This is a genomic window from Leptospira yanagawae serovar Saopaulo str. Sao Paulo = ATCC 700523 (genome assembly GCF_000332475.2).
Taxonomy (GTDB): domain Bacteria; phylum Spirochaetota; class Leptospiria; order Leptospirales; family Leptospiraceae; genus Leptospira_A; species Leptospira_A yanagawae.
In genome coordinates this window covers 1,257,892-1,282,988 of the sequence record NZ_AOGX02000015.1, presented here as the reverse complement: position 1 = coordinate 1,282,988, position 25,097 = coordinate 1,257,892, and the positions used below count along the sequence as shown (strand labels likewise).

At 39.0% G+C, this 25,097-nt stretch carries 19 protein-coding genes and 1 pseudogene; 5 read left to right on the top strand and 15 right to left on the bottom strand.

Annotated features, from left to right (window positions below):
* Positions 1–7: 7 nt before the first annotated feature.
* The 4 genes from LEP1GSC202_RS09795 to LEP1GSC202_RS09780 all read right to left on the bottom strand — a co-directional run bounded on the left by LEP1GSC202_RS09795 (position 8) and on the right by LEP1GSC202_RS09780 (position 5,169).
* On the bottom strand, positions 8–3,184 hold the full coding sequence (locus LEP1GSC202_RS09795; protein ID WP_015676797.1) for an efflux RND transporter permease subunit: 3,177 nt from the start codon (positions 3,182–3,184) through the stop codon (positions 8–10).
* Complete coding sequence (locus LEP1GSC202_RS09790; RefSeq protein WP_015677541.1) at positions 3,162–4,574, bottom strand: TolC family protein; 1,413 nt, start codon at positions 4,572–4,574, stop codon at positions 3,162–3,164. The genes LEP1GSC202_RS09795 and LEP1GSC202_RS09790 overlap by 23 nt, the downstream gene beginning before the upstream one ends.
* A gap of 4 nt (positions 4,575–4,578) precedes the next feature.
* Positions 4,579–4,803: a YgaP-like transmembrane domain gene (locus LEP1GSC202_RS09785; RefSeq protein WP_039928514.1), complete on the bottom strand. Its 225-nt coding sequence runs from the start codon at positions 4,801–4,803 to the stop codon at positions 4,579–4,581.
* A 99-nt stretch (positions 4,804–4,902) separates the two neighbouring features.
* On the bottom strand, positions 4,903–5,169 hold the full coding sequence (locus tag LEP1GSC202_RS09780) for a metal-sensitive transcriptional regulator (RefSeq protein WP_015677066.1): 267 nt from the start codon (positions 5,167–5,169) through the stop codon (positions 4,903–4,905).
* A gap of 44 nt (positions 5,170–5,213) precedes the next feature.
* On the opposite strand from LEP1GSC202_RS09780, the gene LEP1GSC202_RS09775 reads away from it, so the two are divergent.
* The gene (locus LEP1GSC202_RS09775; protein WP_015676456.1) at positions 5,214–5,975 is read left to right on the top strand and encodes an SAM-dependent methyltransferase; all 762 of its coding nucleotides are present in this window, start codon (positions 5,214–5,216) and stop codon (positions 5,973–5,975) included.
* A 2-nt stretch (positions 5,976–5,977) separates the two neighbouring features.
* Here LEP1GSC202_RS09775 and LEP1GSC202_RS09770 read toward each other — a convergent pair whose 3' ends face one another.
* Together LEP1GSC202_RS09770 and LEP1GSC202_RS09765 are read right to left on the bottom strand one after the other, a co-directional pair.
* Positions 5,978–7,237, bottom strand: a complete 1,260-nt coding sequence (locus LEP1GSC202_RS09770; RefSeq protein ID WP_039928512.1) for an NAD(P)-binding protein — start codon at positions 7,235–7,237, stop codon at positions 5,978–5,980.
* Positions 7,234–8,736, bottom strand: a complete 1,503-nt coding sequence (locus LEP1GSC202_RS09765; protein WP_015677572.1) for a succinate CoA transferase — start codon at positions 8,734–8,736, stop codon at positions 7,234–7,236. Before LEP1GSC202_RS09765 ends, LEP1GSC202_RS09770 begins: the two co-directional genes overlap by 4 nt.
* Positions 8,737–8,807: 71 nt before the next feature.
* On the opposite strand from LEP1GSC202_RS09765, the gene LEP1GSC202_RS09760 reads away from it, so the two are divergent.
* Positions 8,808–9,218, top strand: coding sequence for a zinc ribbon domain-containing protein (locus LEP1GSC202_RS09760; RefSeq protein ID WP_015676862.1), 411 nt, complete (start codon positions 8,808–8,810; stop codon positions 9,216–9,218).
* 66 nt (positions 9,219–9,284) lie between these two features.
* On the opposite strand, the gene LEP1GSC202_RS09755 is transcribed toward LEP1GSC202_RS09760, so the two are convergent.
* Positions 9,285–11,168 carry an ABC transporter ATP-binding protein gene (locus tag LEP1GSC202_RS09755; protein WP_015676431.1) on the bottom strand — a complete coding sequence of 628 codons (1,884 nt, stop codon included), beginning with the start codon at positions 11,166–11,168 and terminating at the stop codon, positions 9,285–9,287.
* A gap of 2 nt (positions 11,169–11,170) precedes the next feature.
* Here LEP1GSC202_RS09755 and LEP1GSC202_RS09750 point away from each other — a divergent pair, with 2 nt between their 5' ends.
* The gene (locus LEP1GSC202_RS09750) at positions 11,171–12,682 is read left to right on the top strand and encodes an ABC transporter substrate-binding protein (RefSeq protein WP_015676552.1); all 1,512 of its coding nucleotides are present in this window, start codon (positions 11,171–11,173) and stop codon (positions 12,680–12,682) included.
* On the opposite strand, the gene LEP1GSC202_RS09745 is transcribed toward LEP1GSC202_RS09750, so the two are convergent.
* From LEP1GSC202_RS09745 to LEP1GSC202_RS09715, 7 genes are read right to left on the bottom strand one after another with little or no spacing between them, the layout of a single operon-like run.
* Entirely contained in the window at positions 12,639–15,122 is a 2,484-nt protein-coding gene (locus LEP1GSC202_RS09745; protein ID WP_015677038.1) for a transglycosylase domain-containing protein, read from the bottom strand. The genes LEP1GSC202_RS09750 and LEP1GSC202_RS09745 overlap by 44 nt on opposite strands.
* The gene (gene lon, locus LEP1GSC202_RS09740) at positions 15,119–17,491 is read right to left on the bottom strand and encodes an endopeptidase La (RefSeq protein WP_015677080.1); all 2,373 of its coding nucleotides are present in this window, start codon (positions 17,489–17,491) and stop codon (positions 15,119–15,121) included. Before lon ends, LEP1GSC202_RS09745 begins: the two co-directional genes overlap by 4 nt.
* 13 nt (positions 17,492–17,504) lie before the next feature.
* Positions 17,505–19,499, bottom strand: coding sequence for an excinuclease ABC subunit UvrB (gene uvrB / locus LEP1GSC202_RS09735; protein WP_039928510.1), 1,995 nt, complete (start codon positions 19,497–19,499; stop codon positions 17,505–17,507).
* Between the two features lie 6 nt (positions 19,500–19,505).
* Complete coding sequence (locus LEP1GSC202_RS09730; RefSeq protein ID WP_015677315.1) at positions 19,506–20,174, bottom strand: ATP-binding protein; 669 nt, start codon at positions 20,172–20,174, stop codon at positions 19,506–19,508.
* A gap of 48 nt (positions 20,175–20,222) precedes the next feature.
* Entirely contained in the window at positions 20,223–20,690 is a 468-nt protein-coding gene (locus tag LEP1GSC202_RS09725) for a tRNA (cytidine(34)-2'-O)-methyltransferase (protein WP_039928509.1), read from the bottom strand.
* 7 nt (positions 20,691–20,697) lie between these two features.
* Positions 20,698–21,852 (bottom strand): S1 RNA-binding domain-containing protein, encoded by a 1,155-nt coding sequence (locus LEP1GSC202_RS09720; protein WP_015677430.1) that lies wholly within the window; start codon positions 21,850–21,852, stop codon positions 20,698–20,700.
* The gene (locus tag LEP1GSC202_RS09715) at positions 21,849–23,222 is read right to left on the bottom strand and encodes a hypothetical protein (RefSeq protein WP_015676348.1); all 1,374 of its coding nucleotides are present in this window, start codon (positions 23,220–23,222) and stop codon (positions 21,849–21,851) included. The genes LEP1GSC202_RS09720 and LEP1GSC202_RS09715 overlap by 4 nt, the downstream gene beginning before the upstream one ends.
* A 36-nt stretch (positions 23,223–23,258) precedes the next feature.
* Between LEP1GSC202_RS09715 and LEP1GSC202_RS09710 the strand changes: the two are divergent.
* Both LEP1GSC202_RS09710 and LEP1GSC202_RS09705 read left to right on the top strand, forming a co-directional pair.
* A pseudogene (locus tag LEP1GSC202_RS09710) lies at positions 23,259–23,956 on the top strand (histidine kinase).
* 7 nt (positions 23,957–23,963) lie between these two features.
* Entirely contained in the window at positions 23,964–24,806 is an 843-nt protein-coding gene (locus LEP1GSC202_RS09705; protein WP_015677266.1) for a glycosyltransferase family 2 protein, read from the top strand.
* Here the strand turns inward: LEP1GSC202_RS09705 and LEP1GSC202_RS09700 are convergent.
* On the bottom strand, positions 24,714–25,058 hold the full coding sequence (locus LEP1GSC202_RS09700; RefSeq protein WP_039928508.1) for a hypothetical protein: 345 nt from the start codon (positions 25,056–25,058) through the stop codon (positions 24,714–24,716). The two genes, LEP1GSC202_RS09705 and LEP1GSC202_RS09700, sit on opposite strands and share 93 nt — an antisense overlap.
* Between the last annotated feature and the right edge of the window lie 39 nt (positions 25,059–25,097).

Below are 25,097 nucleotides of genomic sequence, written 5' to 3'. Positions count from 1 at the left end.
ACTTTTTTTATCCGTGTTTGATCACACCTGTCCTTGATTTACCAATGAACCAGTAGTAAAGTACTGGCACTGCAAATCGACTTAGCACTGTCGCTGCAATCTCACCAAACATAAGTGAGATGGCAAGTCCCTGGAAGATGGGATCAAATAACATCACAAAGGAACCAACCACTACTGCAGATGCTGTGAGTAACATAGGCCGAAACCTGACCACACCTGCATGTACCACTGCTTCCTTCAATTCGACTCCCTTTTTGATTTCGCCTTCGATGAAATCAACGAGGATGATGGAGTTACGAACAATGATCCCCGCACCAGCAATGAATCCAATCATCGAAGTAGCTGTGAAATAAGCACCCATGACCCAGTGGCCGGGTAAAATCCCAATGAGCGAGATAGGGATTGGTGCCATAATGATAAGGGGAACCGTGTGACTTTTAAACCATCCAAGCACCAATACATAGATGAGAAGGATCACCACCGCAAAGGCTCCCCCTAAATCGCGGAACACTTCATAGGTGATAAACCATTCTCCGTCCCATTTGATCACAGGTTTCGTTGTGTTCCAGGGCACATCGGCTGTTTGTGTTTCATATTTGATTTTTGGAGCCAGTTTTAACATACCATAGACGGGTGCTTCTTCTTCGCCTGAAAGTTCACTCATCACATAATTGACTGGTTTTAGGTTTTTACGAAAAAGTGCCCGATCTTCTTCGATGTATGGACTCCCTAAGACTCGTTCGGAAGACACGACTCCCGATTCCATTGACATGATGTTTTGGTTTTGGAACGGAGACTTGGAACTACGAACATTTTGTTTCACAGAAAGATTTATGGAAACTTCTTCCGGTTCTTTTGCCGTCGCCAAACTCACAAGAGGTGACTCTGAAAATAAGATATTACCCGTGTAAGCAAGGGCAGAGGTTTTGATTCCAAAAAGTCCTGACTTTTCAAAATCAATGGGGTAAACCATCTTTGGCCTTCCATTACGAAGGGAAGTATCCAAATCAACTACACTTGGTTCTTCTTTGAAAATTTGGTAAATTTCTTCGGTTACTTTCTTTCGTTCAGAAGCAGATGGGCCATACACTTCTGCCACCATCGTTGCCATGACGGGAGGACCAGGAGGGATTTCTAAAACCTTTGTGACCGCATGATGAGTTTCCCCAAAGGATTTGATTTCACTTCTTAGGGACTCAATGATTTCATGGCTTGATTCCTTACGATCGTTTTTGTTTTTTAAAATGATTTGTAAGTCATTCATCGAATCTAAATTACGAAGGAAAGAGTGTTTCACCATTCCTGAAAACGAAAAGGGAGCAGCTTCTCCTCCAAAGATTTGGATTTTTTCCACATTGGAATTTTGTAAGAGGGTTTTTGCGAGACCTTCTGACTGTGCCATACTCTCTGCCAATGTTGTTTTTGGTTCGTAGTCGACGAGGACTTGGAACTCTTCTTTGTTATCAAAGGGTAACATTTTTACTTTTACCCATTTGAATGCAACAAACGCCATGGATACAACAAGGAGTCCAATGGTGATCGCTCCAAAGACACTCGCATTCTTTTTTGTACCTAACAGCCAGTTGGTGAATTTGATATAGAGTTGGTCAAGTTTGGATACTTGATGTCCTACTTCGGTTTCAGAATGGTGGTTTGGTTCTTTTAATAATCTTACGGATGCCCAAGGAGTGATCACAAAAGCAACGATAAGAGATAAAATCATGGCAAGGCTTGCCCCTACAGGGATGGGTTTCATATAAGGACCCATAAGTCCACGAACAAAAGCCATGGGAAGAATCGCGGCAATCACAGTAAAGGTGGCAAGGATCGTTGGATTTCCCACTTCAGAAACTGCGATAAGAGTTGCCCGAATGATCCCAAGTTTGGGATTTTCTTCCAAATGCCTTTCAATGTTTTCAACCACGACAATGGCATCATCGACAAGGATCCCTATGGAAAAAATCAAAGCAAATAGAGTCACACGATTCAGTGTGTATCCAAGGAAGTAATAAATCGCTAATGTAAGAGCAAGTGTGACAGGGATCGCAATGGCAACAACGAGGGCGGATCGCCATCCCATCCAAAGGGCAATGAGGATGGTCACAGAGATGGTTGCAATGAGCAAATGTTCAATGAGTTCATGGGATTTGTCTTCTGCAGTGCTACCGTAATCACGAATGATACTAAGGCTGATTTCTTTTGGTAAATCTTTTTGGAAAAGTTCTGCCCTTTCGATAAGGTCCTTCGAGAGGTTCACTACATTTGTACCTTTTCGTTTGGCAAAAACAATTGTTACTGCATTTCGTTTTGTTTCTCCAATCGATTTGTCATAAAGTATAGAAGATCTTGTCCTTTCTTCGGGTCCCTCTTCCACTATTGCCAAATCTTGGATGCGAACCACCCGTCCCCCACGTTGGGCAACTGGGAGTCGTCTCACATCTGCTATATTTTTTAATACCCCACCCACTTCCATATCAAAGACAGATTCCGAAGACCAATTTTTTCCAGCAGGGATTAAGGCATCATTTTGTTTTAAACTTTCCGCAACTTCGATGGAAGTCACACCATATCTGCTTAATAAGTTTGGATCTACTTTAACGCGAATCGTTTTTTTAAGTCCACCTAACATTTGCACACTTGCTAAATCGGGTGTTGAGGATAATTCTCTAGCAAGAGGTGCTACTTTTTGGCGAAGCTCATAATCATTCAATGTTTCTGAACTAAAACTGAGAGCAAGGAAAGGAACATCATCAATTGAAAATGATTTTACGATTGGTGTTAAAGTATTCCTTGGAAGGATGTTTTTTGCTTCCATGAGTTTGTGATGGATTTTCACAAGAGAAGGCTCTATTGGTTCACCCACTTTGAATCGAACCGTAATATAACTTCCATGCCATTTACTTGTGCTATAAATGTATTCCACACCTTCGAGTCCCCAAACGGCTCTTTCCACAGTTTCCGTTACTTTACGTTCTGTTTCTTCAGGTGAAAAACCAGGGCTTGGGATTTGGATATCAATCATAGGAACCGAAATCTGAGGTTCCTCTTCTTTGGGAGTGAGATAAACAGCAAATAAACCGAGTACCAAACTCGCAATCGCAATGACGGGTGTTAGCTGTGAATGTAAAAATGTTTCTGCAAGTTTTCCTGCAAAACCGGCTCTAATTTCTTCCAATGGTTTCATTTCTGTCTTCCTTTTTTGAAAATATCGAAACTTCTGTTCTCACTTGTAATAAAGCAATCTCTGATTCCATTAAGACACGTGATAACTCTAATGATTTATTGAGTGTTTCTGCAAATTGAAGTGCGTTGATAGCCCCACTTTGGAATAACCTTTGCATGTTTGATACTTGCTCTTCTTGGTATTTCAAAGTTTCTCTAATGATTTCCAAACTTTCTTTCAATGTGATTTCTTTTTGGATAAGAGACTTTACATGGGCTTCTTCTTCTTTTGTTTTTTCTTCAATTTTTTTCAGTGCTGCCTCTGCATTTAATTTTGCTTCATCAACAGCACCAATATCTTTAGGATTATAAAGATTCATTTGCAAATACACACCTGCTTGGTATGCATTGGAAATATTTCGACTCCCTTGGTACCCGTATGCTTCTGAATAGGCTCCTACCTTCGGTAAAAATTTTGCCATCTCCATTTCTGCTTTTAATTTTTCCCCTTCCGCATACTTGATCTGTGCATTCATCTGATTGGATCTTTCATAACCAGTGGGCCTTTTGAAATAGGTATCTAAAAATACATTCAGATCCGATTCTACAATCTCGAGTTCTGTCGATGGAACATCAGACAATACAAATAGTGTTTCTTTATAATCGCCTATTTGTAGTTCTGATTGTTTTTCAAGAACTGAGATCTGATTTTTGATTGATTTTAATGCAAGGTATCCCGCATATCCAACTGGGTTTCCTTTATTACCTAAAGAATAATTCGATTGGAATCGACTTTCAATTTTTTTGATTTGTTCCAGTCTCTTTTGATAATCATATAAAGTTTGAATCGCACGGTAATAAAAACCGGCTTGCGCAAACTCTCGGTCACGAATGGCCAACCATTCAAATTTCAACCCTGTACTTCTTTTTTCATTCATCGCAGCAAAGGTTTTTCCAGAACCACCTTCATACAATGGTAAGTCCATCCCAAGAGTACCCCGTGAATACTGGTGGCTCCCAGGATAATTGAGAGTATCCTTTGCAAACAGATTCATCGTATCAGCATTGAGCGTCGTATACGGTTGGTTATTCGAATCTAAAAAATTGCCAGGTCTAGTACGAGTGGACGCGGTGGAAAAGTCGGCATCTGTTGCACTCCTTTGGCTAAGTTTTCCCATAAAGTTGAGTGTTGGATCGTTTGTTTGAAAGGTTCTTAGATCTGCATACACTCGAGGTAACCAATGTTTGTCGGATCTGTCCTTTGCTATTTCACCAGCTTTCCATTCCAAATATTTGGATTTTCTAGCTGATGAGTTTTCTTCAATTCGTTTCCAAAGTTCATTAAAACCAACTCCTTCAGCAGAAAGATAAATTGGTGTAACGAGGAATAAAAAGCTGATGAAACGTTTCATTGGATTAGTCCCTTACCTTTGGTGTTGCACCAAGTTTGTTCAAAAGAATTGCCATGGGACAAAAACCAATGGTAGAAAACACCACCAAGTTCAAACCAACGAGTAAATTCAAAAGATACCACCAAGAAGAAACATAGGTTCCAAGTGTTACCCCTACCAAACTGAACACACCAGCAATGAGAAATACCAATCTCTCCAAATACCATGTTTTTGTAGATGCCAAGAACATTACCATACCCCCTATAGTATATAGCCTAAAGCCATATATACCCTATGGGGTATATATGGCAAGGATTTTTATTGAGGTTTTAAGAGAGGAAAAACGAATTTAGAGAGAGAATGCGGCGGAAATTGCTTTTTTTACGTCTGCTTCGATGTTTTGAGTGGACTTCTTTTCTTTGAAACAGGTATCCATATATTCATGGATGTAAGCCTCACCGAACTTTTTCATGGCCTGGTGGGCGGCTTTCAGGAGGAGGATTGCTTTTTCGCAGTCTTGTTCCTCTGTTACGATGGTATTTTTGATCGCTTCCAACTGACCTTGGATGCGATTGATGCGGTGGATGAGTTTGGTTTGGTTTTCAGAAACTGCCATTCCTACATACCCGCTAGGGTATATAATTCTTTCAAGTAAAAAAAATGACACCCTTCCCATTTTCTACATCCCCTGTTTCAGAACTTTCGCAAAACCCTCCTTACTTTGTTTCCAATTTTGGGTATTGGACAGGTGCCACCGAATACAAAGTAGCTGGCATCCAATTTTTATCTGAATTTGCCAAACACTGTGAGTTAAAAGATAATTCCTCGATTTTAGAAGTTGGCTCTGGGCTTGGGGGTAGCCTTGTCTACTGGAAGGATCATTTTAATCCCCAAAAACTATCTGCCATCAATTTGAGAGGAGAACAATCAAACTTCGCCAAAGGATTGTTTCGTCAAAGGGAGATGGTAATAGAACCATTTCTTGAGGGAAGTTGGGAAACAATCACATCCTTACCTTCAAATTTTTATGATTATGTTTTTTCAGTGGATGCAGCGTATCATTTCAAAAACACGATCGAGTTTTACCAAGAGTCATTTCGTGTCTTAAAACCAGGTGGAAAACTTGTGTTGAATGCATTCAATTTAGAAAAAGAAAACGCATATAATTTTCTTTCCTTGTTACATTTATTTTTAATTCCACCTAACGAAATCAAAACGAATGAGGTCTGTATTCAAACACTCGAAAGAACAGGTTTTACAATTGAAAAAAACTTAGATTGGACGGAACCTGTCATCCACGGTTTCATCCAAAACTCGAAATCGATGAATTTGTCTTTGCGACTTTTCGGCACCCTACTTAAAACGACCATGAAATCCCTTGGACTCACTTACCACTACTTAGTTGCTTTGAAACCAAACTGAAATTAGTTTTGGTGACTGATGATATCACTTACCGACTTGTTTAAAATGTTTGCAATCACTTGTAATGCAGATTTAGCACCTGCTTCTAATAAAGGAATTCCATACAACGAATAGGAACCACATAACCATAACTTACAATGCGGATTCGCATGGAGAGTTGAAATTCTTTCGATTGCCACCCGAGTCCTATCATCCATTACAGGCCTTTCAAATTTGGCAAGTTTCAAAATATCACTCTCTTGTGGGAGTTTGTGGGGGTTCCATGTTTGGAATACTTTTTTGCCTTGTAACTCTGGGATGATCCGGCCTAAATCTAAAGTTACTTCAGGTTTATCATACCCTTCGCGAATGTTAAACACAAGTGATACATTTGGATTTTTAAAATAACTAGAGTCAGTATGCAAAACTACATCACTTGATTCATAACGAAACTCAGAAAGAATTTCTTTTTCTAATTCAAATCCATTGCCTAATAAATGGTAGGCTTGGTTCGCTTGGGTTGAAAGGATCACATGTTCGAATTCTTTTTCTTCTGATTCAAATTGGATGATGGTCTTTGTCCCTTTTTTGACAATTTGTTGGATCTTTGCATTTAAGTGGAGGTGTTGCAGTCCCTTTGTCATTCGATTCACAATGTCCCGCGTGCCAAATTTTGCGGTTTCTTGAGGGGTGTATGAATAACCTCTTGAGTGATACCCAATGATGGTTTCCGCAGGATAAAGAGCAACCGTCTCTGTTTTACATGTATTGACCAGTGCAAAAGTTGGTAACAAAAACTCGTAAATAAACTCCTTGGAATAATTATACCGTTTTAAAAAATCCAAAATCGTGATGTTTGGATTTTCGTTTTTCCAATCTGCTTTTGCATTCGCATAAAACTTAAGTAAGTCGGAGAAAATTGTTCGCCCCTTGCTGGATAAAAAAACTTCTGAAGTTGGAATTCCAATATGAAACCCTAATATATTTTTGGAAAAAAAACCAAACACTGATTCATTATTTGAATCCACACGGAAAGAATAATCAACTACCTTCGTTTCTATCCCAACCCGATCGTAAACTTGAAATAAAGTGGGATAATAATCTTTTTTGATGGTTCGAAATGGGATATCAAATTCAACTTCCGTACCGCCAATCATTTGTTTTGCGCCAAATGCTGCCATTCCAATTTCAGGATGTTTTTCATATAGTGTGACTTCGCGAAATTGATTCAATGCCCAAGAAGCAGTTAAACCTGTAATCCCAGATCCAATAACAGCTATCACTTCATACTTCCTGTTTTCAAAAATTGTACATGCCAAGACAAAGCATTTTCCAAATCATGGGGAGTGTGTTTCCCTTTAGAAACCTTGAGCGCCGTTTCATAATAAGCACGAAGTTTATCTTTGTAAATAGGATGAGCACATTTTTCGATGATGAGTTCTGCACGTTTTTTTGGTGGGCATCCTCGTAAATCAGCCAATCCATTTTCGGTGACAAAAATCATCGTAGAATGTTCGTTATGGTCTGTATGGGAAACCATTGGAACAATGGCTGAAATGTTTCCTTCTTTGGCAAGTGAAGGTGTCATAAAAATGCTAAGGTGAGAATTCCGAGTGAAGTCACCAGATCCACCAATTCCATTCATCATCGATGTTCCCATGACATGTGTTGAATTTACGTTTCCATAAATATCGATTTCGATTGCCGTGTTCATAGCGATAAGACCCATTCGCCGAATCACTTCAGGATGGTTTGAAATTTCTTGAGGCCTAATGATAAATTTAGATTTCCAATTTGAAATATTTCCATGGAAACGTTTCAAACCTAACTCAGAAAAGGTGAGTGCAGAAGTGGAAGCAATTTCTAATTTCCCTGCATCAATCAAATCAAAAACAGAATCTTGCACCACTTCCGTGTACATTTGAATTGCATGGAAATTTGGATCTTTCGCCATACTTGATAGAACTGCATTTGCGATATTACCGACACCATTTTGGAAAGGTAAGTATTCTTTTGGAATCCTTCCCATTGTAATTTCGTGTTGGATGAATTCCAATACATGAGCAGCAATATTTTGGCAATCGGCATCCGGTGTTTTGAAGACAGTGGCAGCATCAGGTTTACTAGAACGTACGATCCCTTTGATTTTTTCAGGGGGCACTTGGACATAGGGCTGACCAATTCGATCATTGGGGTGGATGATAGGGATGGGACCACCTTTTGAATGGTGGTCTGGTAAATAGATATCATGATAACTTTTTAGTTCTAATGGGTGTGTATCGGTTAACTCAATATAAACGGACTTTGCATTCTTTAGATATGTGGCACTCATGCCTGAAGATGTAGATAAATAAATTTTCCCATCTGTCGTGACATCAATTGCTTCCACAATTGCCACATCAATTTTTGGTAAAATCCCATGTTCGATGTACTTCACCACATGGGAAAGATGCATATCAATGAAATCCGTTTCCCCTTGGTTGATGAGATTCCGTAAATGTGAATTGGATTGGTATGGAATTCTAAGTTTTAAAGCGCCTGTTTTTGCCAGAACACCATCTAACTCTTCTCCGGTGGATGCACCTGCGTACAAATTGATAGAAAAAGTGGTTCCAGATTTTTTTTCTTCTTCAATCCTTTTGGCAAAAGCTACTGGTATGAGTTTTGGATACCCTGCAGGAGTGAATCCAGAACACCCCAATGTAACGTGATTTGGTAATAATTGGGCAATTTCTTCGGCAGTTTTTAATTTTTCTTCAATCAGTGGATTGGTTACAGTCATAAATCTAAAATCTCTTCTTAGACCAAAGATAAAGAGATTGCCTAAAAATAAAAAGTCCAAATTCTGAACGTATGGATTTTCTCTTATATTTCTATTCGGTATTATTTGGAATCATTCTGATTGCACCTTTTGTATTGTTTTACTACCGATTCCAAGTGGATGAATCTCCTTTTGGAAAGGAATTGGATGCCCATCTCAAATCAGCTTTAGAGAAAAAAAGAAATCTATTAGATTCCTTAAGAGACATCCGTTCTGACTTTGATTCTGGCAAATTAACGGAAGAAGAATTCCAATCACAATCCATTCCCTACATTGAAGAACTTGAACGAGTAGAATCGGATTTATCAGAAAAAAGAAAACATACGGTTACAGTACAAGAGCCAAAAATCAATGAGAACTGGACTTGTGCCAATTGTGGCTCTTTTGTTCCGGTTCCCAATGCAAAATTTTGTCCAAATTGTGGAACAAGCCGCTTGGCATAAATAAGTTTAGAGATTTGACTTCGTTGGTATGAATCTCATCTGTTTTCTGGAATGGAATGGCTCCACTCAATTTGAATTAGAAAATTGCATATCATACAATCGTTTGTATTTGGAATTTGCATTTTGTAAAAGTTCAGTATGACTTCCACTCTCCACAATTTCTCCATTTTCCAAATAATAGATGGTATCTGCAATTTTAACTGTTGATAGACGGTGTGCAATGATGATGACAGTTTTGTTTTCATACAATCGAACAAAGGCTTGTTGGATCAATCTTTCCGATTCTGTATCCAAGGCAGATGTTGCTTCATCTAAAATGAGCACTTCCGGATTGGCAAGTAAAGTGCGGGCAATGGAGATCCTTTGCCTTTGACCACCTGATAACATCACTCCCCTCTCACCCACGATCGTATCATATCCTTCTTCAAAAGATTCAATGAATTCGGAAGCAAAGGCATCTTCGGCTGCTCTTCTAATATCTTCTTCAGTGGCATTCGGTTTTCCGAATGCGATATTCTCACGAATGGATCCATTAAATAAAAAAATGTTTTGAGAAACTACGCCAATTCGTTTACGCAGGTTATCTAAACTCAAGTCCTTAGCATTCACACCATCCCAATAGATCCCTCCGTCAGTAGGATCAATGAGTCTAGGCAATAAATCCACTAACGTTGATTTGCCGGCACCGGAAGACCCAACAATCGCGATGGTTCCACCTTTTGGTAAGGTTAAATTGATATTTTTAAGTGCATATAAATCAGTATTAGGGTAAAGATAAGTTACATTTTTATATTCAATCCCTTTCGTTAAACTTCCCAATGGATTTGGACTCGCTGGTTCTTGGATGTCAACATCACGGCCGAGGATTTCAAAGACTCGGTCACTCGCAATGACAGAAGCTTGGATCAAATTTACCAAAATACTCATTTGTTTGAGTGGACGCATGAGAAAAATCAATGTAAGAAAAAAGGCAATGAACATACCTTTTGAAAAACTAGCATCTTCTAGTAAATAGGCACCAATCCCTAAAAATACCATAGTCACAACGGAACCAGATAACTCTGTTAATGCGGGTCCAATTTGGTGGTAAAAGTGAGTTTTAAATGTTTTATCTGATAGGTTTTGATTCACTTTAAAAAAACGTTCGGCTTCTTTGTCTTCCATTGAAAAAGCACGAATCACACGGATGCCAGAGATCACTTCTTGTAAGTCACCATTTAATTCCGACAATTGCTCTTGTTGGTTTTTCGTAGTCCTCCGAATTCGGTCTGCAAATGTACTTACGGGACCTACAATCAGTGGGATCACAATAAAAAGTAAAAAGAATAATTTCCAACTTAACACAAGTAAGATGATTAAATGTGTTATTATATAAAAAAAGTCATTGATGGCATCTTTTAAATCATTCGAAACCACTTTTCCAACAATATCTACGTCATTGATGACCCGACTCATTAGGACACCGGTTTTCTCACGGTAAAATTCATTTAAGGGCAGTACTTGCAATTTTTTATACAAAGCTTGGCGTAAGTCTTTTACGGCAAGTAACCCTGCTGAATTGACAAAATAAACTGTTCCCGCAAGGCAAAGGAGTTTTAGAAAATAAATCGGTAAGATGATCAGACAAAATAAATATACCAAATCGTCTGGTTTTTTTTCAGCGAGTTCTGCATTGGTCTTTTCTTTGAGATTCGCAAACTGCCATTCCCAGTACGTTAGTCCACTCAACTGATTCGGACTTTGGTGTTCACTTAAAAGGTTTTGGTCTTTTTTTGTGAGGGCGATTTGGAATTTGTAATTTTCCCCAGTGCCTAAAGAATCAAAAATTGGGATCAGGGAAGTAAGCGAAGCCCCGTTAAAAATAGAAACAAATATAGACAGAAAAACTCCAAGGCTCAGTCTGTATTTGTATTTTGCCAAATATGGCCAAAGTTTTCGGTAAATCTTCACGTATGAGAACCTTATCCCTCGTTTTCTTTCTCTTGTCCCTCACTTTTTGTAGGAGAGAAACGGAGGAGTTTGCCATTCAAATTGCTCTGCCTTCAGACCCTGCCCATTTGGATCCTTTGTTTAGCACGGACCTTACCAGCCAAAATTTAGCACGTTTCCTGCACCAGGGAATTTACCAGGCCGAAAAGGAATCGTTTGTTTCCCCATGGATTTCTAAATCAAAACATATCGCCAATCCTTCTCTAGAAATTTGGCGTATCGAATTCAATGAGACAAGTCCTCCCATCGTCGATATCCATTTTAGTTTAGCAAGGCTGATCTCTGAATCCTATCCAAGAAAAGCAGACTACCAATTCTTAAAGTCTGTGAAGATCATTCCTTCTTCACTGAATACTACTCCTTCTACGAATACCGTTCCTTTGGAAACTCCTACATCTTCAACGACAGCTTTCGTTGGAACTGGATCAAAAGCAACTTTAGAGTTCCATTTCCAAAAAGGAACTACAGAAACAGAATGGAAAGAAAAGTTGAGTTTACCATTCGCATCGATCATTGGGAAAGAAGAATGGGAGAATCATAATTTAAAAACCTATGGGAAATACAAACTCAATCAATGGAAAAAAAATGAATTCATTGATCTGCAATATCAAAAAGAAATAACGAATGATTTGCCTACTTCCATTCGCTTTCGCATCTTACCGCAATCCACAACTTCTTTATTTTTGTACCGCAAATCGGAGCTTGACGCTTTTAAATTATCAGATTTTTTACTTTCCATTCCAGAAGCAACATCAGAGTTCACTCTGACAAAAAAAGGAAGGTCTGTTCAATATGTAACAATCAATCAAACAAATCCATGTTTCGATGTACACTTTCGCAATGCGTTAAACTACAGTATCCCTAGAGAACAAATCATTCAAAAACTATTAGAAAATCATGCAGATTTAACTTATGGACCGATCCCATTGCCTTACATAGAAAAGTTAAACTTAAACCTTAAGAAAATTGACATTAGCTACGATAAAGAAAAGGCAATTACCGAATTAAAACATTCCAAGTGTTATCCTACGATTTTAACGACAGAACTTGAATTTCGTATGCGCGGGGACGATGAAAACCAAAGCAAAGGTAGGGCCATCAAACAAGCATTAGAAGAAATTGGTTTAAAAATAAAATTGAAACCAATGGAAAAAGCCCCACTTTACAAAGAAAATGGTGAAGGGAAAGGAGACCTAACACTTCTTACGTGGTATTCCGATTATGACTCCATTTGGAATTTTTTAGATCCACTTTTCCATCCAGACAAAATTGGTAATGGAGGGAATCGGTCCTTTTATCAAAACAAAATGATTGGCCAAATACTTGGTAAACCCAATCGTAATTTAAATGATGCCAAACAAGTGACTGAAACCGTAACAATGGAGAAACCTTGGATTTTCCTTTGGTCCATCCAAGAAAACTATTTGGTTTCTAAGGAGTTTCTTCGTTATAGCGCACTCGCCGATTATCTATAAGAGGTGGTTCCAATTCAACGGAATCTACAGCCGTTGGTTGTATTTTCGTTCCATCTGATTCATAAGTGGAAATTTCAGAATCTTCGTCAAGTGCATCATTCGGCACATTACTTATATTAGGTTGTGGATCAGATTTATTGAAACCAATTCGTTTCGGTGGCAGATCTCCGATATAATAATACTGGGCATAAAGTGGGACCTTACATACATATTCTGGGTTTACTTCGATCATAGTACCATCATCTGCACATACATCTACTTTGACAAAATCACCTACAAAACTCGAAATCAATTGATTTCCCATTCCTAATTTGGACTTCACGTTTTGGATGTATTTATACCAAATTCCACCGGAAACACCTGATCCAGATCCAGGGAAAGGTGCTCCCTCATCATGACCGACCCAAACAACTGTTACATTTCGTGGTGTGAGTCCGGCAAACCAAACATCTCTAACACCTTTGATCCCTTTCCATTTCGATGATTTGAGTTTTGGTGATTGGACGGTTCCTGTTTTTCCTGCATATAAAAAAGGGTCTCCTTCTTTTCGTTTTAAGGTCATCGTACCTTCTTCCGTCAAAACTGATTGTAAGGTATTGACAGCCATGGCGCAGGCAACAGGATCTAATATTTGTTCGGCGGCCTCATTGGGAACAGTATTATAAAATTCGTTTCCATCCATATCTGTGATTTTAATGATTTTTCTGGGAGTGACTCGCCTGCCCCCATTCATCAGTGTCGCATAAATCACAGACAATTCCATTGGACTCAACTCCCCTGAACCAAGGGCCAGTGATAAGTTCCTTTGGAATCTTTGTTCTGCTTCTTCTTCTGGAATGGATAAAATGGCGCTGAGTTTTTGTATGAAATACGAAATTCCGACTTCATGAAGTAGTTTCACAGATACTGTATTTACTGATTGAGCCAAGGCTTGGCGGACAGTGATTTCGCCTTTATACCCTTTGTACCAGTTTTTAGGTGAATAACCAGAGAAGTCTAATTTTTCGTCTTTGATTTTGGAAGATGGATTCACAATCCGTTTTTCAAATGCAAGTGCATACACTAAGGCTTTTATGGTAGATCCAGGTTGCCTTCTTGCTTCTTCTGCACGATTGAATCGGAAAACATTGGATATTTTATAACCACCCACAAGCGCTTCCACATCCCCCGTTTCAGGATCAAGTGATATCATAGATCCACTGAGTTGTGGTAAAATACTTCTTGTTACTTCTGCTAAGTCGGCTTTCCCTTTCCCTTGGTATTCTAACTCTTGTTTGGAGAGATCAGCCCGAACAGAATCCACTCCAATACGTAAGGCTTCTTCCGCAAATCTTTGTTTTTCCAAATCAAGAGTGGTATAAACAAGTAAACCTCGTTCTTCCAAATCTTCGTTTGAAAATTTTTCTAAGATAAACCTTCTAATCTCTGCATTAAAATCTGGCGCTAAGTTAACTCTAAAATCTTTATCTGCACCATACTTTCCAATTTCGCTGGAGTATTTTGGATTTCCTTCATCATCTTTCGTTTCTTTCACTTTATAGATGGTGCGAAATCGTTTTAAATTCACTTCAATGGAATCTGAAAATTTAACGGGGATATCTTTTTGAGATGGATGTAATTCAGGATTTCTTGCCATATCGTATAACACACGTTTTTGGCGAGAGAGCGCAATATTCAGGTTCCGAACTGGATTGTAAACACTTGGTGCTGGAATGATTCCAACAAGGAGGGCTGCTTCTTCAGGACTTAGTTCGGAAGCTGGTTTACGAAAATAATAACGAGCAGCTTCTTCTACTCCAGTATTCCCTTCTCCTAAAAATATTTGGTTCAGGTACATGGCCAAAATTTCTTCTTTTGAATAATGGCTTTCGATATAAAAAGTGCAATACAACTCAGTAAGTTTATTGAACAAATTCCTTTTACCAAGGTTGAGAGTAAGCTTTGCTAACTGTTGTGAGATAGTAGAACCACCTTGTGATAATCGAAACTGTACCAAGTTTGTTACGACAGCACGCATAATTGCCGTATAATTAATACCAGAATGTGAAAAAAACTCTCTATCTTCAGATGAGAGAACAGCCCAAACAATCACGTTGTGTTTATTTAAATTATCCGTACGAATAGGACGGAAATTGCGTCGGTAAAACTCACCCATCACCTTTCCACTTCGGTCAAGGATTTTGACTGATTTGGGTTGGAAAGTATCATAAAAATTTGAAACTTCTGATCTGTATTTCTCTAAAGATTTGTGAACCCTAGTTTCTTCACCAGACCAGACTACGTAGGCTCCACCTAAAAAGAAAAAAGTAAGAAATACACCTAAAATAAATCCAATTACCAAAACTTGATTTTTCTTTTGCCATAAAAACCGCATTAGGTCCGTTAGATGTCCGTACAAAACTTCTAAAATCAAATAAAAGGAATTATTTTTGTAGTTCATTTTTTCTTACTCTTTATTTTAGGAAAAACCAATTTCTCTACTTCTTCAAACCTTGTAACAGGATAAAAGGTAACACCTTTTTTTACATAATCAGGGATTTCTTGGAAAGCTTTTTCATTATCTTTTGGGAAAATGATTTTTTTGATTCCAACTCGTTTTGCCGCAACAATTTTTTCTCGTAACCCACCTATTGCCAAAACTTCACCAGTTAACGTTAGTTCACCTGTCATTCCAAATCCAGGATTCAATACTCGGTTTGTCACAAGTGATAAAATGGCTGTTGCCATTGTGATACCAGCACTTGGACCATCCTTTGGAGTGGCACCATCAGGTACATGTAAGTGAATGGCTTTTTTCTCAAATAATCCATCGTTGTTCAAATAATTTTTCACAAACGACAAAGCAATGTTTGCTGACTCTTCCATCATTTTTCCCATCTGACCTGTAAGAGTGAGACCACCTTTGCCAGGGATTAAAACAGCCTCGATCAGTAAGGTCGAACCACCAGCATTGGTCCATGCTAAACCTAAAGCAGTTCCAGGTACCTTTGGTATTGTCATTCGGTCATCCACAAACGGAGGAGGCCCTAAATATTCCACCAAATCCTTTTCTCTGATTTCTTTTGAAAACTTTTCCTTTAACACTTGTTTTAGAGCAAGTTTACGAACCAATTTATCAAATGTTTTTTCGAGACCACGTAACCCTGATTCTCTGGAATAGGAATTGATGAGATGAGTCACTGTCTCTTTTTTCATCGTAAACAAATCAGGGTTTAATCCATTTTTAACAAAAATTTTACTCCAAAGATACTTTTGAAAGATCTGAACTTTTTCTTCTGTGATATAACCTGAAAGTTGGATCACTTCCATCCGATCAAGTAACACTCTTGGGATGGGTTCAAAGGTGTTGGCTGTGGCTATGAAAAGTACATCAGACAAATCAAAAGGTAAGTCCAAATAATGATCTCTAAAATTAAAATTTTGTTCAGGATCCAGTACTTCAAGTAATGCCGCTTGTGGATCACCTTGGTATCCTTGTGACATTTTATCGATCTCATCGAGTAAGATTACAGTATCTCTTTCTTTTGTGATTTTCAATGCGTTGATGAGTTTTCCTGGCATTGCCCCAATGTAGGTCCGACGATGGCCTTTGATCTCTGCTTCGTCTCTCACCCCACCAACACTAAAGCGATAAAATTTTCTACCGAGTGCTTCCGCAATGGATTTTGCTATGGATGTTTTTCCCACACCCGGAGGGCCTACGAGGCAAAGGATGGATCCTTTACTTTTGGGATTGAGTTTGTGTACAGCCAAAAATTCTAAGATCCGTTCTTTGACATCTTCCAATTTATGATGATCACGGTTTAAAACTTTTTTTGCATGAAGTAAATTAATGTCTTTTGCTTTTGGTTTTTCCCAAGGCAGACTATCCACCAAATCCAAATAGTTTCGGATCACATTGTAATCACTGGAAATTGGATCTGAGTTTTTGAATTTTTCAATTTCTCTTTCCACTTCCACAATGATTTCATCGGCAACAGGAATTGATTTTAAACGAGTAAGTAGTTTGTCGTATTTTTGCTCTGTTTTATCTTCACCAACACCTAACTCTTGCTGGATGGCCTTAAGTTGTTCTCTTAAAAAAAATTGCCTTTGTTGGTTATCAATTTTGTCATTGATTTGTTCTTGGATTTTTTTCTGTAAAACTACTAATTCAATTTCCTTTTTAAGGAACAATAATACCTTTTCTAATCGATCATTGATTTGAATGGCTTCAATGACCGACTGGTATTCTTCTTTCTCCAAATTCAAAATGGAACAAACAAAATCCGCCATTTTTGCTGGTTCATTCACATTCATCATGGTTAACTTCATATCCTCAGTGAACAAAGGATTGTTTTGCGCCAATTCCTTCGTTAATATGAGTAAAGTTCGCATCAATGCTTTAATGTTATTTTTACTCGTCCCCAATTCTTCTTCAGGGTAAGATACATTAGCAATTAACACTGGTTCTTTGGTATGAATTGAATTAATTTTAAATCTTTGGATTGTGTTAACTAGGATATTCATCCCACCATCTGGAAGGTTGATTTTTTTGAGAATCCTTGCAACAACTCCGATCTGAAAAATATTATCTTCCGAGGGAAGTTCTGATTCATCTTCTTTCAGCAAAATGAGTCCGAGAAACCCAGCTCCCTTAGAAGATTCTTCTATGGACTGGATGAATCTACCAGGAGGAACGATGAGAGGTGTGATGATTCCAGGGAAAACGGGGCGTACTTTGATCGGAAGTAAAAAGATCTGTTTGGGTAAAGTGTCTTCTAGTCTTGCCAATTTGTTTGGGTTTTCCCAAAATTCATTTGTTTCCAATCCGTATCCTTCCTTATGTTTCAATTTTATCTGGGCCAAGTGCTAACATTTTATCACGAAACATGGCCGCTTTTTCAAAATCCAAATCATTGGCATAACGTAACATTTCACGTTTCAAAGCCTCACGTAACTTGTCTTTGGTTTTGTATTTCTTCAAGGTAAATTCTTTTTCTAAATCTTTTAATGCTTCTTCTTTACTGTCCTCTTCCGCCATCTCTCTTGGAAGGATATCATGAATTTCCTTTTGGATTGTCTGAGGAGTGATTCCCATCTTTTGGTTATGAGATTCTTGGATCAAACGACGGCGTTCGGTTTCACTGATGGCTTTTTTGATGGAATCGGTCATTCGATCCGCGTACAAAATTGCTTTGCCATTGACATTCCTTGCAGCACGACCAATGGTTTGGATGAGAGATTTATAGTTTCGAAGAAATCCTTCTTTGTCTGCATCAAGGATGGCAACAAGAGACACTTCCGGAATGTCTAAACCTTCCCGTAACAAATTGATACCAACAATGCAATCATACACACCCCTTCGTAAGTCTCGAATGATTTCTGTTCTTTCGATGGTATCAATTTCTGAATGTAGGTATGCGATTTTTAAACCCACCTCTTTGTAATAATCCGTTAAATCCTCTGACATTTTTTTTGTCAGAGTTGTGATGAGGATTCTTTCTTTTTGTTCAATGCGAAGTCGGATTTCATTGAGTAAGTCTTCGATTTGGTTTGTGGTTGGCCGAACTTCCACAACGGGATCAAGAAGTCCAGTGGGCCGAATGATTTGTTCAAACACCGCTTCACTTTTACTGATTTCATTCTCATCAGGTGTGGCTGACACATACAAAGTCCTTGGTGTCATCGCTTCAAATTCAGTAAAATTTAAAGGTCTGTTATCCAAAGCACTTGGTAACCGAAAACCAAAATCAACTAACGTCTGTTTTCTGGCCCTATCCCCTGCATACATCCCACCGATTTGAGGAAGAGTTACATGTGATTCATCTATGATCAGTAAAAAATCTTTCCCAGGAAAATAATCAAGTAAACACGCTGGTCTTTCCCCTTCCAACCTTCCTGTCAAATGCCTGGAGTAATTTTCAATCCCACTACAATACCCAAGTTCCAGTAACATCTCCATATCATAATTGGTTCTTGATTCGATTCGTTCTGCTTCCAAATGTTTGCCTTGTTTCAGAAAATACTCTTTTTGGGCAGCCATTTCTTCTTTAATCTTTTCCATGGCATCTTTAATTTTGGGGCCTGAAGTGATGAAGTGTTTGGCAGGATACACTACTACACGATCAAGTTTTGTTTTCACTTTGCCAGTGAGTGGATCTATTTTGGAAAGACCGTCTATCTCATCCCCAAAGAGTTCAATCCGAATCCCTTCTTCTTGGTACGAAGGCATGATTTCAATGGTATCCCCACGCACACGGAAATTACCCCGACTAAAATCAATATCGTTTCTTGCATACTGGATGTGCAAAAACTTTCGAATGATTTGGTCACGGTCAATCTTATCACCAACACGTAACATAACGACGGAGTTCATATAATCTTCTGGTGAACCCAAACCATAAATGCATGATACAGAACTTACAATGATCACATCATCTCGTTCTAATAAACTAGAAGTGGCACGTAACCGAAGTTTATCGATTTCTTCATTCATCGACATATCTTTTTCAATGAAGGTGTCAGAAGAAGGGACATAGGCTTCTGGTTGGTAATAGTCGTAATACGAAACAAAATACTCTACAGCATTCTCTGGAAAAAATTCTTTAAATTCACGGAATAATTGAGCAGCTAATGTTTTGTTATGAGATAAAATTAAAGTTGGTTTTTTAACTCGAGTGATGACCTCTGCCATCGTAAACGTTTTTCCAGACCCAGTCACACCCACGAGTGTGATTTTGTTTTTACCTTCACCGAATGACTTCGCAATATTTTCGATTGCTTTCACTTGGTCTCCGGCAGCTTTGAAGGGAGAAACCATTTTGAAATTTGCCATAGGAACCTATGTTAATTTACGAGTTGCTTTTAGAATAGCTTGTTTTCTGTTATCAGTGATTTCTAAATCCACTGAATCAAAAAGTTTTTGCATGACCATCATGCCACGCATGAGAGTGGCTGTTGACGAAAACTTACCCCTTTGGATATCGTCTTCTAAATTAAAATCTTTTACTGTATTGATCATTTCAATCGTAAAAACTTTTTGTTTATCGATTTGGAAGGTGACTTCCACTCCACCACCATCCCCATACTTCGCTGCATTTTCCACGGCTTCGACTGTGGCAATGCAAAGGTCCATTCGTAACTCTTCATCGATTCCATTTCGTTTGAGAAAATAGGCAAGCCTTGCGCGAACATATTGCATCGGATTGAAGTGAAGGGCACCAAGGATCACAAATGTTTCTGAGGTTCCCATTTTACGAACAATGGGTGATTCCTCTGTAATGTAATACTCACGTGGGTCGATGGGGTTTGTTGTGATGAGTCCATCTTTTACGAACTCATCCATAACGGTAATGACCATATCCAAAGTTGTATTTGGCACATCTTTGAATTTTCTCTGGGTTTCCATAATCACCCAAGAGTAAAAATCGTTCACATTCCCCGAAAGTCCATTGGAGAACAAAGTTTTGATTTCTTTCTCTAACTCGGTTCTTGAGAGAGGGAACGGCATATATTCCCATTCCAATGGGAACGGAAGAGTTGTAAATTGTTTTATCCTTTAGGGATTAGTCCGAGATTTTTCTTGGCGCAGTGCTTCATAAAGGATGATGGCAACGGCATTGGATAAATTGATGGATCGACTCGCTTCTGCCATAGGTATGGAAATGATTTGGTCAGAAGGGTGTCCTTTGTGAATTTCATCTGGAAGTCCTGAGGTCTCTCTACCAAATAAAAACACATCTTGCGAATGGAACGACACGTCCCAATAGGTTTTTTTCCCAAATTTGGAAACCAGGAAAATTCGTTTCCCTTCCGTTTCCTTTGCCTTTTGAAAGCCTTCCCATGTGGCAAACCTATAAAACTCTAAATCCTTCCAATAATCAAGACCTGCCCGCCTTACTGCCTTTTCCGAAAGATCAAAGGAAGGTTCTCCAACAATGGAAAGTGGTACCCCGGCATTCACACAAAGGCGCGCGATATTACCAGTGTTAGGTGGAATTTCGGGGCGATATAAGGCAATTTCCAAAGGAAGTTTACTTCTTTTTTTGTTTTTCCAAAGATTGCTTTAATGCCAGTCCAAAACTGGAAACCGAGGCACTCGAATCATCTTTTGAGAGATACTCTTGGTATTCCATTCGATCTTTTGCTTCCGCTGCCTTCGTTATCGATAAGGCAATTTGTCTTTTTTCTGGATTGATTTCCAAAACAAACACTTCCAGTTTTTGGCCCGGTTGGAAAACAGTATTCAGCGGAGTCCTTTGTGGGATCCCTGATTCTTTATTGGGAACAAGCCCAGAAAAATCTTCTCCCAACCGTACAAAAAGTCCGAAGGGTTTGATCGATTCCACTGTACCGGAAATGATATCTGATTCTTTAAAAGGAAGTTTCCCTGACCATGGGTCTGATAAAAAATCTTTAACGCTGAGTGAAATTTTATTTGTGGACCAATCTAACGTTAAAATTTTAGCACGGAGAGTTTCTCCCACTCGAAACTCGGTGGTGAGGTCAGGATTTTTTTTGTAGGTTGCTTCCGATTGAGGGACCAATGCATCGAGCCCATCCATGTCTACAATGAGACCGAATTTATGAATGCTTTTTACAACACAAGAAACAAACATTCCAACCTTCAATTCATCGCGTAACAGTTGTTTCTTCGTTTCTCTTTCTTTATCAGCAATTTTCTTTTGGGAAAGAAGGATTTTGTTTTGTTTTTTTCCAAGTTCGGAAATGATAAATTTAATTCTTTTTCCGGAAATATTTTTTCCTTTGAGTGAACTGTCCAATTGGCTAAAAGGAACAAAGGCAGTATGACTACCAAGTTTCACATCCCAACCGCCATTTCCTTCTTGTAATAATTGCCCAAGGACGGGAATTTCGAATTGATTTGCTAGTTCTAAGTTTTCTTCTGTTAGGTTGTCTTGAGACAAACAAGTGGTAAAATAAAAATCACCTGAATTTTCTTTTAAAAAATAAACAACAAGTGGATCACCAACTTTTGGCAAAACTTCTTCTCTCCACTCTTCGCTCGAAATATTCCCAACAACTTTATTGTCTAAAGTACGAATGAATACATAATCGTTTTTAACAGCTGTTACTTTGGCTTCGTGGCGTGATCCAGGTTCGATGGATTGCCTTTTTTTAAAACTTTCTTCTAATAAACGGTCAAATTCTGAGGATGGGCCTTTCATTTTGCGGTTCCTTCCTTGGTGGGTTTAGAGGTATATACCAATTTTCCTCCCAATACCATGGATTCAATTGGAAATATTCCCGATGCACGTTTCAGAGGATTTTCCGTAAGGATGGAAAAATGGGCAGGCCCTCCCACCCGGAGCCTTCCTCCATGATCGGCACCAAGGTATTGGCAAGTTTTTTCAGAAAGAGTTTGGATGATGTGGCGGCGCACCCGAGGAAGGCTATCGACATCCTTTTGGGTTGGTAAAATCATTTCGGAACGTTTCCCAAAAATGGAATCCCAAAACCCTTTGGATTCTAATTTTGGTTTCTCGCCAATGTTACCAGATTCTTGTAGAAGGTTTTCCCAAAGCCTCACCTCAACTACGGCTGCTTGGCCAGGGAATAGACCCCAATGGCCTGTCCCACTCGCAAATAACAAATTGGAATGTGTTTCCCTTTCCGAACGGAACTGAGAGGCATAAACGGAAAAAGGAGTGAACTCATCCTGTTCCGACGTCTCCAGTTCCCAACTGAGATTCCCCTTCCAAACCTTCCCGAAATACGGACTTAAGGTTCCCCAAAGGATTTCTTCTTCTTTTCCCATCGACGGATTTCGTTTTAACTCTTGGAGGTATAAGATTCCAAACAATGGAGCCCAAAAAAAATCTCGTTTTTGTGTCCGGTAGAGGTTTGTCCCCGGAGGCATGGGGTGGAAGAGAACGGAAAAACCTGTGTCCAATGCATCTTCCCAACTGGTTTTGTCGGCAAAGGTATAAGCGATCGCCAATTTCCCATTTGATTCCAATTCCTTTCGTTTGGCAAAAAGTTCTGTTTGGGAGAATCCTCGGTTGTCCTTTTCTTTCAAAAAAATGGGGGTATGCCCATTCCGTTTGGGATCAAAATTTGCCTTTAGGCCTGATTGGTAATTTGTACCCTCTCCCACTTCGAGTTCCGAATACAGGTGCGGTTTTTGGGACTGGGACAAAATGGGTGCATTCCATTTTGACTTTACCATCAACGCTTGGAGGGAAGTGAGATTGGGATCACCCACGGACTCAATGTGGCTAAACCCTGCGGAAAGGAACCCAAGGAAAACCTTCGAAAGTTCAGACAAATTTGTTTTCCCACCTTGGCCATTGGCACTCAAGGTCACAGAAGCATCACAAAATCCTGGCAAAAGGAATTCTGGATTCGGTTTTTCTCCGGCAGGTTTGATGGACAGTATTTTCCCCTGACTCACTTCCAAATCTACAAATCCAGAAAAATTGGCTTTTTCACTGTCCCAGATCCGAACAGATTTCATTTTCAAAGATTGGGACAAAAGAATGGTGGGGGTAATGGCCGATAGGAATAAGGTGAGGGATAGAAGCCTGCGGTTTTTCATGCTAGCGGTCTTAGTACCTTGACAGTAAGGACTAGAATGGAAAAGATTTCGGGTATGGGAAAGGAAACAAGCGAGATTTCTGATCACATCAAATTACATATCGAAAACGGGAAAATTCTCTCGCTAAAGACCCATCGGGTCTCCAAATCCGTAGAAGAACACATCAAAGAGGCCGTAGGCCTCATTTTGGACCGACTTACCTACCCAACTCTTGTCCCAACCCTCTACACCATCATCAAAGAACTGGCAATCAATGCTTGTAAGGCCAACCAAAAACGAGTTTTTTTTGAAGAACGTGGCTACAGCATGTTAAACCCTTCCGAATATGCAAAAGGGGTTCGTGAGTATCGCGAGATGTTTTCAGAAGAGATGTCAAATGAGTTCGGAATCAAAGCCAAAAAAAGGGATACTACTGCTTAATCAATTTTAAATACAATGACGATGGCATCCTGATCGAAGTGATCAACAACACCCCCATTGCCAAAGAAGAAGAAAAGTCTATCAGAGAACGATTGGAAAAGGGAATGATGTATGATGACATTGCCCAGTTTTACATCGATAACGCGGATACATCGGAAGGAGCAGGTCTTGGACTTGCCCTCATCCTCATCATGTTAAAAGGGGAAGGGATTGATCCCAATTTTTTTAGAATCATCATTGGCGAGGATTCTACCATTGCGAGATTGGAAATACCATTAAGTGAAAATTTTGTCTCAAGCCGCGAATCCAATTAATTTTTAAATGTCATCGATCCCCCTCTCTTGTGCCATCATCACTTTAAACGAAGCAGACAATCTCAGTCGCACCTTAAATGCAATTTCCTTTATCGATGATATCATCATTATAGATTCAGGATCCACCGATGATACAGTTGCCATTGCAAAATCGTTTGGTGCGAAAGTATTCCATCGGACGTTTCAAAATTATGCAGACCAAAAAAACTTTGCGATCTCTAAAACAAAAAATAACTGGGTCCTTGCCATCGATGCTGATGAAGTGGTATCTCCCAAATTAAAAGAAGAAATCCTCTCCCTCTTTACGAATCACAATTTAGAACCGAAAGGTTTTTTGGTTCCTAGACTCACGTTTTATTTAGGCAAATGGATTCGATTTGGTGGGTATTATCCCAATTATCAAATTCGATTGTTCCAAAAATCAGAAGGAGAGTTTAGCGGTGGTTTGGTGCACGAAAGAGTCAGACTCAATGGCAAACCATACAAATTAAAAAATCCATTGTTTCATTATTCTTATAAAAATATATCAGACCATTTAAAATTCATCGATCGTTACTCTAGTTTATTTGCGGAAGAAGAATTTAGAAAAGGGAAACAAAGTTCCGTTCTTTGGGCTTTTGTAAAGGGATGTTTTAAAGGATTTTATATGTATTGGATCCGATTGGGGATCTTAGATGGGAAACAAGGCTTTGTCCTTGCACTCCTGGGTTTTTATTATAATTTTCTAAAGTATCTCAAACTTTATGAGAAGTCGAACTCAATCCCTTCGTTCTTTGTTATGGTTGATTCGGTTCATCACGTAGAGGGCAAAAAATCCACCAAGAAAAATAGCAACCAGATTCACGTTTGATAATTGTGTAGATCCAATTTTGGGAGACATGAGCCACATGATGATGTCTCTAATGTAGGTCTGCAAGGTTGCAAACACAATCAAAGCACCAATGCCTGCCACAAAGGTGGATCCCCAAAATTTACCGAGTAAGTCTTTTCGTTTGTAATAATAAAAATAATAGGCACAGGCTGCAGATGCGAGAAAAAAGAATAAAATATCAACGAGAATTGTCCATGGTTCCGATGGTGCGGCGAGCGGTAATGAAATCATTGGTCTTGTACCTATCTATTACCTATTTTCGGTAAGCCA